Source organism: Nostoc sp. JL23 (genome assembly GCF_017115065.1).
In the GTDB taxonomy this organism is placed as follows: Bacteria; Cyanobacteriota; Cyanobacteriia; order Cyanobacteriales; family Nostocaceae; genus Nostoc; species Nostoc punctiforme_A.
Window position 1 is genome coordinate 26,518 of sequence record NZ_JABXKN010000036.1, and the last position, 12,643, is coordinate 39,160.

Below are 12,643 nucleotides of genomic sequence, written 5' to 3' on the forward strand. Positions count from 1 at the left end.
TGGTCATTAGTCGTTCACAAAGGACAAATGACTAATGACTAAAAATCATGACTGAATAACTGTATTGGGAGAATTACGGGTTAAAAGACCATCTTCCATTTCGACGATGCGATCGGCTATGTCTAAAATGCGGTTGTCGTGTGTCACCAATAAGATAGTAGTTCCCTGATTTTTGGCAAGACTCTGCATTATTTCCACGACATCTCGTCCTGATTGTTTGTCTAATGCTGCTGTTGGTTCGTCTGCTAGTACCAAGGGGGGACGGTTCACCAAGGCGCGGGCGATCGCAATTCTTTGTTTTTGTCCACCAGAAAGATTGTCTGGATAGTAATCAACTCGTTCTTCTAGACCAACAGACCCCAGCATAGCTTTTGATTTAGCCACTGCTTCTGTTTGAGAAATATTATCGTTCAATTCTACCGCCATTTGCACATTTTGCTTGGCTGTCAAGAACCCTAGCAAATTGTGAGCTTGGAAAATATAACCAATGTTGCGTCGCATCTGCACTAATTTGTTTTGACTGACGCCAATAAGTTCTTCACCTAAAAATTTTAAACTTCCTTCTTGTACAGAACGCAAACCACCAATTAAGCTCAGTAAGGTTGTTTTACCGGAACCTGATGGCCCAGTCATAATCACAATTTCACCTGGATAAATATCTAGGTTAATATCAAATAATATCTGTTTTCTCAGTGAGCCTTTGCCATAGAAGTGATTGAGATTTTTAATGGCGATTACAGGTTCTTTTTCCATCATATTTTTGTTAGTTATAAATTAGTAGTTCCAAAATTTAACTGTACTGACTGTCAGAAAGAAAATTTGCTTAGTTACGATCATAAGTCAAACTTATTGCTAACATCTTTTAATTAATACAATATTAATTAAAAGATATCTGCTGGATCGGCAGAACGTAATTTTCTAACTGCGATCGCACCAGAAATAATGCACATTAGCATAGTTAAAATCAATACCATTGCCGCTCGTTCGAAACTCATAAAAACTGGTAATAGTGTTGCATTTCTAGCGCTGTCATACATAAATAAGGCAAAAACTATTCCAGGAAAATAGCCTAAAACTGCTAATAATAAAGCTTCTTGAAGAATGACCGTCAATAAATAGTTTTGTGTGTAACCTATCGCCTTGAGAGTAGCGTACTCAGCTAAGTGATCTGCAACTTCTGTATAAAGAATTTGATAAACAATCACAGTACCCACAATGAAACCCATGACAGTCCCTAATGTGAAAATAAAGCCAATAGCTGTACTATTCGCCCAGTAACTCCGCTCAAAGTCAATAAATTCTTGTTTAGTTAAAACATTTACTTCATTAGGTAAATACTTGCGTAATTGTTGGGCAACAACATTAGCATCTGCTCCCGGCTTTAATCTAATTAGCCCAATATCAATTAATCCTTTTTGACGATTGCTGAATATTCGGAAAAAGTTGAGATCGCTCGTAATTAAATTACCATCTGCCCCAAATGATGCACCTAATGTAAAGAGTCCTCCTACTTTAATTCGCCGCCTTCGTACTTCTGCCGTTACAGGCTTTCCTTGGTCATAATTAGCAGCGATCGGGCCATACTCTACCCTAGAAGAACGGTCAAATAGAACTACATCAGGTAGTTTAAGTTTATCTAAATTTTCCTGAACTCCAGGTAAGTTAACTAGGTTAGTTTCTGGGTTCATTCCAAAAATTAGGATACTCCGAGGACGACCTGTTACAGGATTTTTCCAGATTGTAAAGTCCAAATAGATCGGATGTACTGATTGAACTGCGGGTAATTCTAAAGCTTTATATAACCGTCGTTGAGAAAAGCTTCTCATCGCCAATATAGCGTTAGATTGACTATTAATTAAAACAATATCGCCTTGTAAACTGTTATGGAAGCGAACGTTACTATAATACAGAGCATCCCGAAAGCCGAGTTGCATAAACATTAAAATATCGGCAAAAGCAATTCCTGCTAAAGCCACAGCTAGACGAGTTTTTTCCCTTGTCAGTTGTAGCCACGACAGAGGTATTTTTTGATTCATTTTATAGGCATCTCAGCAAGTTTAGCATTTTAGATTTTCAATCCATTATGGTGACACCCATACCGAGTTTATAGAATGTTTAAAATTGATTAAACAGACCATTCCAGAATATTTTTAATCCAAAATATCAAATTATGGATTAGGATTACTGCTCACCAACAACTTAATTAATTATTAATATCGACAATAACTTTGGCGTAAGTTAAACCAGAAACTTTCTGGCTATCTTCTTGAGACAGAGCAATTTTAACTTCTACAACTCTGGCATCTACATCTGCGGCTGGATCTGTATTCAGCACATCTTTTTTACCAATTTTTCTGCCAATATCAGTGACAGTTCCCTTTAATTCGCCGCTAAATGCACCGTTATCACTGGTGATAGTAGCATTTTGACCAAGACGTACTTTACCAATGCTGTCTTCAGCGACTTCAGCAATTACAAACATTTGGTTAGTTTGGCCAATTTCAGCAATGCCATTTGCGCCGATCGCTTCACCCGATTTGGTATAAACCTTTAAAATCTCTCCAGCGATTGGTGCTTGAACGTAGCTTAACCTTAGTTCTGCTTCGGCTTTTCTGACATTTGCGATCGCATTACTAACTTGGGCTTGCGCTACTTGCACATCGGTAGGACTAACATCTAAAATTCTGCTTAGTTTGGCCTTTTCTTCATCGATTTGTCTTTGCAAAGTTGCCACATTTTTATCGCGGTTAACTTTAGCTTCGATTAACTGCTGTTGCAAAGTTGCTGAATTTTGTATTTGGTTGGCTCTAGCCTCAGCAACTTGCTGTCGCAAGGTTGCCAATGTCTGCTTTAGGGTAGCTTGGCTTTCAGCCACCTGCTGATTAGCAGTTATTGCACTCAAGCGTCTTCTGTCCCGCTCTTGCTGAGAAATAGCACCTTCTTTGTATAAATAATCATAGCGTCCGGCATCGACTTGAGCATTGCGCTGTTCGGCTTGAATACGTGTAATCGTTGCTCTGAGAGCATCTCTTTGCCCACTAAGTTCAGCTTCTAGGCGATTCACGGTTGCTTGTTGGACAAGTTTATCACCACTTAACTGAGCTGCAACCCGCGCGATCGTTGCTTGCCCTGCATTCCTTTCGCCAATTAACTGCGCTTGTAGGCGAGCAATAACTGCTCTTTGAGCTTGAATATCTCTTGGAGAGCCAGCCCTGACTTGCGCTAAATTCGCACTGGCTTCTTGGACTTTCGCTTTTGCCTCTTGTAGTCCGGCAATTTGGGTATCGCGGTTGTCCAAAATTGCCACAATTTGACCTTGCTTTACCCGTTCACCCTCTTTCACCAGAAGTTGCTGAATTCGTGACGATGGCGCTAATCCTGATGATGGGGCGGACAATTTAACAACTTCGCCTCGCGGTTCCAAACGCCCTACAGCACTAATGCTATTGGTAGATGGCATTACTGGTACGGATGTAGCTAGTTTTCTTAACTGCTCGATTTTGGCCGTACCTAATATCCCAGCGGCGATTACTATTGGCACAGCTACAGCGATACCCCACCAAATCTTAGGTTGTTCATGATTTAGTGTCTGTTCACTTGGCTTCGGCTTTTCAGTCACCCTTGACATAGTATGTTGCCCACTTACCTGAATTGTGCTGATGGAAGTAAAAATAAAAAGGTTTTTAATCAACAGCCAGCTGTTAGGACAAACAACAGTGGTTTCAAGCTGGGTATGGCTTAAAAATTCATTGTGTGATGAACGTTCAACACTATGGCTTTACAAAATGGTGTTTTCTATAGCCGCTTATTATGTATGCAATACACTTTTACCTCTCTCCAAACCTCCTCTTAAAAGAAGAGAGGCTTTGAGACTTACTAGAGGGTGGGGTTTGGTCTGTATTGAAACTGAAAAACGCTATAGTAGCTGGCTATTCAATAACTCTGAGTATTATTGAGACATGAGTGCAATGGGAGTTAGCAGAATTCATAAGCAGTATGAATCTAGATATAGAGACGCGATATATCGCATCTCTATAAAAAATTCTCAATTGGTATGATGCGGTACTTTACTGCTACATTTACTACGGCTATAGTTAGTGACAAAATTGAAAAGAAACATCAAAAATAGACTGTTGCCTTTGTTGGACACAATCTTGCTAAAAAAGTTAGTCTTCCTTAAGTCAATCAACGATTAACTAACTAAAAAATGTCTGTCAACTTGAACATTCCTAACATCAGAGTTTCCTTAACTTTCTGGTCAATGAGTTAGCTGTCTCTAGTTGTTTGCACCTACCAAGACAACAAACCATTTTGTGATATCCGCTTCAAAGACCTTACTATTCTCGCTGTTGCTGTTTTGGAACTCCATTAAACTCTCGTTGAATGAATTCTACATTTATCCGTTAGCTGAAAACGTAGCAGAGCCTACAGATGGGGGAGATGAGGGAGATGCAGGGGATGATTAAGTTGGCAGGTCGAATAAAACTGTGGTCATGTAATTTTCTGCCCAAGCTGGCCCAAAGGCTTTTTCTAGGACGCGGCGGGTTTTATCATTTTGCTGCTGTTTGGTGCAGTAGTTGTGCTGTCCGGCGAGATTTTGGGTGACTTGTTCAACTGAAACAGGATGTGAGGCGATCGCTTGGATGCAATGAATATCTAAAAATTCTCGCACCCGCGACAAAAACATTGTTTCTTCTTCAGGAGAACTGGGGCGCACAAAGATACAAAAATCTGAAAAAATATTTCCCCATTCTGGTAATTCACGGGGTTGGGAAAAGTTAAGCACTGTTAGCTGTGTCAGCGCAGAAGTATAAGATTCTGGTAAGGTGCGTTCTACTTGGATAGGAGAAAGGTCTGCGATCGCAGCACTAATTTGACCTCTACCCCCAACTAAATCACAACCAAACATCGGCAGGTTGTATTCTGGACGGGGAAACATGACGCAGTGCAAAATATCCAGCATATTGCCGATTTTTGCCAGTTCCAAGTGCATTTTCCGAAACTGGGGCGTTTGATAGCAACGGTTTTCAATTATCAGTTTTTCGCCTTCTAGTCTACCTTCCACATACCCCAACTCATTAGGCAAATGGTAGGGAGATAAATCCAGGTGCTGATGCCAAGCTGCCTCAATACAATCAGCTAGCTGACGAATTAGGGGATGTTGTTGCTCACGCAGCGAGGGCATAGAAGTAAATGACATATTCTAGTTGGGAATGCGATCTAATGGCCAGTCTACAACCTGTCGTGCCATACCTGTTGTGGTCTGCAATATAAGCAAACACTTACACCCAGCCAACGTAAATTTATAAGACAGATGCTTTTCACAATGATTATTTATTTTGTAGTCTAGGTTACAGAAATATTTTTAGATTAGCCCATTTGTGAAGGTTAATAGAAAGCTATGAAACTAGATTCTCATAGACCGGATTTTGCTGTGCAAGCAAGAAGGCACAATCTGGAAGGCTTACAGAGGTTCAGAGCTTCTACTTGGGTAAACCTTTTGCAACTTCCCAACCCCTTTAGTTTTGACGAAGCACTTTTATTGTGTCCGGTTTCAGTAGATGAGTGGCTAGTCTGGATTCCAGATCATGGGGAGGCAATACTGAATATCAGGCAATTTAGTTATTAGTTATAGGGCATTGGGCATTGGGCATTAGTTATAGGGCATTGGGCATTGGGCATTGGGCATTGGGCATTGGGCATTAGGCATTGGTTTTCACTTTGGACAAATGACAAATGACAGATAACTATTGCTGCCAGAAATCAGTGACATCGTATCCCAATTCACTTAGCATCTGCCGCAGCAGGGGTAAACTGAGTCCAATGACATTGCTGTGACAGCCTTCAATTTTTTCCACGAAGAAACTACCAAAACCCTCAATGGCAAAAGCACCAGCACACTTGAGTGGTTCACCAGTGGCAACATAAGCTTTAATTGCCTTTTCGCTCATTTCAGCAAAGTAAACTCTTGTAACTTGAGACTTGACTAAAGTACGGTTTTGGTTATGGTCAATTAAGGCGTGACCTGTGTATAAGTCGCCAAAGTTACCTTGCATTATCTGCCAACGAGCGATCGCTTCAGAAAAGTCTGCTGGTTTGCCGTAAATTTCACCATTCATGGACAAAACTGAATCACAACCCATAATCAAAGCCGATTCAAACTGTGGGGCTACAGTTTCCGCTTTATACTGGGCAAGAGTTTTGACCAATTCTGCTGGTTCACTAAGTTCAATTTGCGACTCATCAAAGTCACTTGCTCGAACTATCGGTTCAATACCAACAGTTTGCAGCAAGCGGCGTCGGGCTGGGGAAGCTGAAGCAAGTACAAAAGGTGGAATTTTCATGATCTGACTAACTTGGTAATTGGGGATGGGGTACTGGGCACTTGTACTGAGCGACTTGCCTTGACTTGTGCCGAGCGTTCGCGTAGCGTCTCGTAGAGAAGCCGAGGTAGCGAAGTCGAAAGGAGCCGAAGTATTGGGCATTGCTTATTTCCCTTGTTCCCCTTTTCCCCCAGTCTTTTTTTTAATTTTTAATTTTTAATTTTTAATTGATGTCTCCCCATTCCCCAATTAATAAACAGAAAAAGAATTGACAACCTCATCAATCATTCGTTTAACTTTCTGCCAGCGTTTTTCAGGAATTGAGGCGTTGAAGGTAAAAAGTTTACCACGACTCACAGCAACGCTGGCGATGTTGTGTCGTTGCTGTTGATTGGGGAGTTTTACCTCATACTCTAAAAGGTAGTAGATTTTACCGTCTACTTCTCGCTGTGCGGCATTGACTAATTCCGCCGAACGACCAGAGTCAGGAGGCGCGAGAGCAGCTTTTCCTAATTTGTATCCTACTTCTGTTGGGGTTCCCAATTCTGACAAAGTTTTGCCTTCTGGAACTGGGCTAATCACAACCGAAACATTTTCAGACACCTCAATCAAATCGTGGAAAACCACATCTGGCCCATCGGCAACTTTAACTGGCAGCCAGCCGTTAGGATATAAAAACTGATAGCCATCACTAGTATCTACAAAGCTTTTGAGTCCAGCCGCAGCCGCTACATCCGAATTACTCAGACTGAAACTTAACACCAATAGCAAAATTAATACAATTCGTTTTAACATTTCTACAGATTCCTTTGGGCTGGAGACAACACTAGGCTTGCATCATTTCTCGTCTTTATTGTCCCACCAAGCGGGACGCTTCGGATAATGCATTAGATCGTGAAGCTTCAATCCCCAAATGTCGACAAATACTTCCTGAACTACTTAGGTTCACGTCTAATCGTAATGTTGCAACCGAACCTGATATTACTTCTTGTAGTATTATTCCTCTCTTAAAAAACGTAGAGGCACACAGAGAATAACTCCGCGTCCCTTTGCGTTTCAAAAAAAATTTAGTAAATAGGAGAGGCAGATAATTCTACCTCTCCTATGGGGATAAACTAAATTACTTAAAGCTAGCTAGCTTTAGTATCTGTTAGCTTTGTTGGGTTTGTGAACAAGAAAGCTGAGAATTTGGCACTGCTTGATGTTGTCAAAACCGACAACACGGATATAGCTGGTGTTGAATTGAGAACGGCATCCTTGGACTTCGCTCAATACTTCTTGAGTGGATTTAGCACCGAACAAAGGCAGCTTCCACATTGTCCAATATAATTCTGTTGGCTCAGAAGTTTCGTTGAACTCGATCGCTGGAATGTAACCTTGATTCAAAATGTACTGGATCTGCTTGGCAATTTGAGCGTCAGACAGAGGGGGCAAATAAGAAAGGGTTTCGTAACGACGCTCTTTTGGTAAAGTTTGCATAGCTTTTGATAATGGGTTGCGATTTTTTACTACTAGGTTGACCGAACTAATTGGATAAGTTATCCAAATTCTGATCTGAAGTTGTTTGCTGTTCTGGTTGCAGACTGGGGTTAGATGTGTCTATTCGTGTGATGCGTTCTAAATGCTGGCGACGCTGTTCCATGTTGGCTTGTTGAATGCCAGTACGAACCATTTCCGGTAAAAATTCTGCAATTTCTTCCGCAATGTGTTCTCTGACAGTCATGATTCGCAAAGCCAAATCTGGTTTTTCTCGCAACAGTTGCTCAATGAATGACTCACCATTTTGAATTTTGCCAGACGAAAAGTTATGCAACCAAAGTTCTAATGGCGGATTAGTTTCGCCTAGCTGTGCCAATACTGTCCTTAGAGCCTGATAAGTCAGATAGCTTTGGAGAGTTTTGGCTGTGTCCTTCGCAATTTGCTTAAGATTCATGCTTGACCCCAGCCCTGAAGAGTTATGAGTTATGAGTTATGAGTTATGAATTAATGCAAATCCTAACTCTTAACTCTTAACTCTTAACCGTTAACCCAGATCAGACGGTATCCATTGCTTCAAACTCGAACTTGATTTCTTTCCACAGTTCGCAAGCAACAGCCAGTTCAGGAGACCACTTGGCAGCTTCGCGGATGATATCGTTACCTTCACGAGCCAAGTTACGGCCTTCGTTACGAGCTTGAACAACGGCTTCTAAGGCGACACGGTTAGCGGTTGCACCAGGAGCGTTACCCCAAGGGTGTCCAAGAGTACCACCACCGAATTGTAGTACGGAGTCATCACCAAAGATTTCTACCAGCGCGGGCATGTGCCATACGTGGATACCACCAGAAGCAACTGCCATTACACCAGGTAGAGAAGCCCAGTCTTGGGTAAAGTAGATACCACGAGACTTGTCTTGCTCAATGTAGTTTTCACGCAACAGGTCAACAAAGCCCATTGTGATGCCGCGCTCACCTTCCAACTTACCAACTACTGTACCAGTGTGGATGTGGTCGCCACCAGATAAACGTAGGGCTTTAGCCAATACACGGAAGTGGATACCGTGGTTCTTTTGACGGTCAATTACAGCGTGCATAGCACGGTGAATGTGCAGCAAGATACCGTTATCACGGCACCAACGAGCCAATGTGGTGTTGGCGGTGAAACCTGCGGTGAGGTAGTCATGCATGATGATGGGCATTTTGAGTTCTTTAGCGTACTCAGCCCGCTTCAGCATTTCTTCACAGGTAGGAGCGGTAACGTTTAGGTAGTGACCTTTAATTTCACCGGTTTCTGCTTGAGCTTTGTTGATAGCTTCAGCTACGAACAAGAAGCGATCGCGCCATCTTTGGAATGGTGCGGAGTTGATGTTTTCGTCGTCTTTGGTGAAGTCCAAACCACCGCGTAAGCACTCGTATACAGCGCGTCCGTAGTTCTTAGCGGAAAGACCCAATTTGGGCTTAATGGTACAACCCAGTAAAGGACGACCGTATTTGTTTAACTTGTCGCGCTCAACTTGGATACCGTGAGGCGGCCCTTGGAAGGTCTTGATGTAAGCCACTGGGAAACGGATGTCTTCTAGACGCAGTGCCCGCAAAGCTTTGAAACCAAATACGTTACCGACAATTGAGGTCAATACGTTGGTTACAGAACCTTCTTCAAACAAGTCCAGAGGATAGGCAACGTAACAAATGTACTGGTTGTCTTCGCCGGGAACTGGTTCGATGTCATAGCAACGACCTTTGTAGCGATCGAGGTCGGTGAGCAAATCTGTCCACACAGTTGTCCAAGTACCTGTGGAAGATTCAGCCGCAACAGCCGCACCTGCTTCTTCGGGAGGAACACCAGGCTGGGGTGTCATACGGAACGCAGCTAGAAGATCGGTATCTTTTGGTGTGTAATCCGGTGTGTAATAAGTTAGTCTGTAATCTTGAACCCCGGCTTTATACCCAGATTTGCTCTGAGTCTTCGTTTGAGCGTAAGACATATTTTATCCTTCCCTGAAATCACTCTTTTTAATTATCAAATCACGTTTCGTGCAACTTCCCCTCACCCCGCCCCTGCCCCCTTGAGCGAGGGGAAGATCGGGAAAACATTTTGTTAAGAGTTGCCTTTGGCAGAGATTAGCAGTTTTTTTGCGGCGGACACTTTGGTAGCGGTGGTAGCCCTCCTCACCAGTGTTTTCCCCTTCTAGGGGTACACGACCTAGCGCTTCTACTGTTTCCTCTTGCTAAAAATCAAAATTCTTTTTTACCTCTTCTTCGCACCCAACTAAACCTTCTCAATTTAACCAAAACTTCCGACTTTTGCGGCTTGATTTAGATAATTACTCCATAAACCGGGGTATTCAGGGGATTGGTCTGGCTGGCACACATTCCCGCCTTTACACTCCTCATATCTTTCCCTTTGATGGAAAAGATACCAGAAAAGAATTTACTTGAGAGAGATTTAGCAGAGTGTTGAGTGAAAGATAAAAAATTGCACACGGCGTAATTTGTAACTTGTTTCACAATATATCAAGAATTCGATAAGTTATTCTTTGAAAGTTTTTAACTTATCTATTTAATTTTGTTATTACATAAAGATTTAAACTTTTTGTTACAAAAGCTTTACAAATTGTCATTAATAACTGTAAAGGACTTAAAAGATGAGGGAGATGGAGAAATCCCCAGTCCTCAGCGATGCACTGACTTGTACTGAGCGCAGTCGAAGTAGCTTGTCTTTGGCGCAGCCTCTTGTAGAAAAGTGTCCCCAGTTCCTAATCCCCAATGTTTAAAAAATCCCAACTAGGGGAACACTGAAATTAACCCAAAGCCAGTTTAGGTAAATGCTGTGGGTACTGTCTCCAAAGGAAATGTCACCGTGGTATTGTTTTACAAGCGTACTAGTTTATTAATTACTTCTATCTTGCTGGGGTTGATAGCTTTGCCAAATATGGGATGGGCGCAAAAAACCCCTGACATTAATTCATCTGATGTTACCCCCGCTTACCCATCTTCCGCACCGCCACCGCGAGTAGAACCTTTGCCTGATGAGCGGGGAGTTGAAGAAAATTCGCCAAAAACTGATTATCGTGTTGGTAACTTACTAGGAGATGTTACGGGTAATCTTTGGGTAGGTTCTTGGCGCGGACTATCGCGGATTGATCCTAAAACCGGCAAGATTATTTCTCGTGTTAGCTTACCAAATGTTGCCATTGGTGCTTTAGCCCAAGACAAAGTAGGACGTTTGTGGGTAGGAAGTTATGAGGGACTAGTTCGAGTTGACCCCCGCACTAACGAAATCACCGCACAAAATTTATTTTTGCCTTCTAAGCGCGTATTGTCACTGTTACTTGACAAACGGGGTTATTTGTGGACTGGAACTGATAGCGGTTTAGCTCTCATTAGTCCCGACCAAGGCTTAATTATGACAACATTAAAGAATCTGCCTGGTGTCAGCGCTAATGCCCTGACTTTAGATGCTGAAGGTCAATTGTGGGTTGGTACTCTAGATGGATTGGTACGGGTAAATACTGCTAGTGCTGCGATTATGAAGCGAATAGCAGATTTACCAGGGACAACTGTACAAGCTTTAGCTATTAGTCCAGAAGGGTTAATTTGGGCGGGAATGCCGAATAATTTACTAGTTATTAACCCAAAGACTGGTGCAGTGTTGCGGTCTGTAACTCGCCTGCGTGGGCGTGATGTGACAGCGATACGTTTTGCTAAAGATGGTAGTCTCTGGGTCGGGACTAATAATGGTTTGTTACGATTAAATCCAAATACAGGAGCTGTCTTAGACGGAGAAGTTGCTGGACTTCCTTCTAGTCGGGTTATTACTCTTGCACCTGACATCGGCAATAAATTATGGATTGGCACTAGTGAAGGTCTAGCTTGGTTAATGCCCAAAACGGACAGTGCAAAACCTCATATTGCTTTCAGCCGCGCCGTGAAGTAACAAGTTAGGAGTTAAGAGTTAAGAGTTAGGAATTAGAAGTTATGAATTAAATTAAATCCTCAACTATTTACTCCTAACTCAGCACTTCTAATTCAGCACTTCTAATTCAGCACTCAACACTAAAAAAATGGCAATTACTACCCAGCAATTAATTCAATGGAAACAACAGGGACGTTCAATTGTCGCGTTGACCGCTTGGGATTATGCGATCGCTCAACTTCTCGATGCAGCTGGTGTAGACTTAATCCTTGTGGGTGACTCGATGGCGGTAGTTTTAGGGTATGAAACAACACTGCCAATCACCTTGGATGAAATTATCTATCACGCCAAATCTGTGCGCCGTGGGGTGAAACGGGCATTAGTAGTTGTAGATTTACCATTTTTGACGTATCAAGAAAGTCTCCAACAAGCGATGCACTCAGCTGGGCGGGTACTAAAGGAAACGGGCGCTCAAGCGGTAAAGTTAGAAGGTGGCTATCCAGCAATGGCCGAAACTGTGGCTCGTTTAGTACAAGCTGGAATTCCAGTTATGGGTCATGTCGGTTTGACACCACAATCAATACATCAACTGGGTTTGCGACAACAAGGAAAGACACAAGAAGCCAGTGAGAGGATTTTACAAGAAGCGATCGCTCTCGAACAAGCTGGTGTATTTTCTCTAGTGTTAGAGCATATACCCGCAGATTTAGCAATGCAGATTTCACAAAAATTAAGTATTCCCACAATTGGTATCGGTGCGGGAATTCACTGCGATGGACAAGTTTTAGTTACCTCAGATGTTCTCGGACTGGCAGAAAAGCATCCACCATTCGCCAAAGTTTACACGAATTTGCGCGAGACGATTACCAAAGCCGTGCAAGATTATGCCGTGGAAGTGCGAGAGCGGAAGTTTCCTTAGAAAAGT

At 42.4% G+C, this 12,643-nt stretch carries 13 protein-coding genes; 4 read left to right on the forward strand and 9 right to left on the reverse strand.

The annotated features are described in order from the left end of the window. Positions 1 to 45: 45 nt before the first annotated feature. From HWQ42_RS06515 to HWQ42_RS06525, 3 genes are all read right to left on the reverse strand, one after another. The gene (locus HWQ42_RS06515) at positions 46 to 753 is read right to left on the reverse strand and encodes a DevA family ABC transporter ATP-binding protein (RefSeq protein WP_292810650.1); all 708 of its coding nucleotides are present in this window, start codon (positions 751 to 753) and stop codon (positions 46 to 48) included. 128 nt (positions 754 to 881) lie between these two features. Next, positions 882 to 2,036, reverse strand: a complete 1,155-nt coding sequence (gene devC / locus HWQ42_RS06520; RefSeq protein WP_292810353.1) for an ABC transporter permease DevC — start codon at positions 2,034 to 2,036, stop codon at positions 882 to 884. Between the two features lie 167 nt (positions 2,037 to 2,203). Next, complete coding sequence (locus tag HWQ42_RS06525; RefSeq protein ID WP_292810355.1) at positions 2,204 to 3,628, reverse strand: HlyD family efflux transporter periplasmic adaptor subunit; 1,425 nt, start codon at positions 3,626 to 3,628, stop codon at positions 2,204 to 2,206. A gap of 31 nt (positions 3,629 to 3,659) precedes the next feature. Here HWQ42_RS06525 and HWQ42_RS06530 point away from each other — a divergent pair, with 31 nt between their 5' ends. Further along, positions 3,660 to 3,956 carry a hypothetical protein gene (locus HWQ42_RS06530; protein ID WP_292810357.1) on the forward strand — a complete coding sequence of 99 codons (297 nt, stop codon included), beginning with the start codon at positions 3,660 to 3,662 and terminating at the stop codon, positions 3,954 to 3,956. Between the two features lie 506 nt (positions 3,957 to 4,462). Here the strand turns inward: HWQ42_RS06530 and HWQ42_RS06535 are convergent. Further along, a complete protein-coding gene (locus HWQ42_RS06535) occupies positions 4,463 to 5,200 on the reverse strand; it encodes a phycocyanobilin:ferredoxin oxidoreductase (protein WP_292731818.1) in 738 nt (245 codons plus the stop codon). Positions 5,201 to 5,401: 201 nt separating this feature from the next. Between HWQ42_RS06535 and HWQ42_RS06540 the strand changes: the two genes are divergently transcribed. Next, positions 5,402 to 5,629 carry a hypothetical protein gene (locus HWQ42_RS06540; protein ID WP_292731820.1) on the forward strand — a complete coding sequence of 76 codons (228 nt, stop codon included), beginning with the start codon at positions 5,402 to 5,404 and terminating at the stop codon, positions 5,627 to 5,629. Positions 5,630 to 5,747: 118 nt separating this feature from the next. On the opposite strand, the gene HWQ42_RS06545 is transcribed toward HWQ42_RS06540, so the two are convergent. The 5 genes from HWQ42_RS06545 to HWQ42_RS06565 form a co-directional block, all read right to left on the reverse strand. Then, positions 5,748 to 6,344, reverse strand: a complete 597-nt coding sequence (locus HWQ42_RS06545) for a nucleoside triphosphate pyrophosphatase (RefSeq protein ID WP_292810652.1) — start codon at positions 6,342 to 6,344, stop codon at positions 5,748 to 5,750. Between the two features lie 228 nt (positions 6,345 to 6,572). Continuing rightward, positions 6,573 to 7,118, reverse strand: coding sequence for a photosystem II reaction center PsbP (gene psbP / locus HWQ42_RS06550; protein ID WP_292731824.1), 546 nt, complete (start codon positions 7,116 to 7,118; stop codon positions 6,573 to 6,575). A 345-nt stretch (positions 7,119 to 7,463) separates the two neighbouring features. Beyond that, positions 7,464 to 7,802: a ribulose bisphosphate carboxylase small subunit gene (locus HWQ42_RS06555; RefSeq protein ID WP_292731826.1), complete on the reverse strand. Its 339-nt coding sequence runs from the start codon at positions 7,800 to 7,802 to the stop codon at positions 7,464 to 7,466. A 46-nt stretch (positions 7,803 to 7,848) separates the two neighbouring features. After that, a complete protein-coding gene (locus HWQ42_RS06560) occupies positions 7,849 to 8,256 on the reverse strand; it encodes a chaperonin family protein RbcX (RefSeq protein WP_292731830.1) in 408 nt (135 codons plus the stop codon). Positions 8,257 to 8,356: 100 nt separating this feature from the next. Next, complete coding sequence (locus HWQ42_RS06565; RefSeq protein ID WP_292731832.1) at positions 8,357 to 9,787, reverse strand: form I ribulose bisphosphate carboxylase large subunit; 1,431 nt, start codon at positions 9,785 to 9,787, stop codon at positions 8,357 to 8,359. A gap of 875 nt (positions 9,788 to 10,662) precedes the next feature. Here HWQ42_RS06565 and HWQ42_RS06570 point away from each other — a divergent pair. Next, entirely contained in the window at positions 10,663 to 11,739 is a 1,077-nt protein-coding gene (locus HWQ42_RS06570; RefSeq protein WP_292810360.1) for a two-component regulator propeller domain-containing protein, read from the forward strand. A gap of 127 nt (positions 11,740 to 11,866) precedes the next feature. Next, positions 11,867 to 12,637, forward strand: coding sequence for a 3-methyl-2-oxobutanoate hydroxymethyltransferase (gene panB / locus HWQ42_RS06575; protein WP_292810363.1), 771 nt, complete (start codon positions 11,867 to 11,869; stop codon positions 12,635 to 12,637). The last annotated feature ends 6 nt before the right edge of the window (positions 12,638 to 12,643 follow it).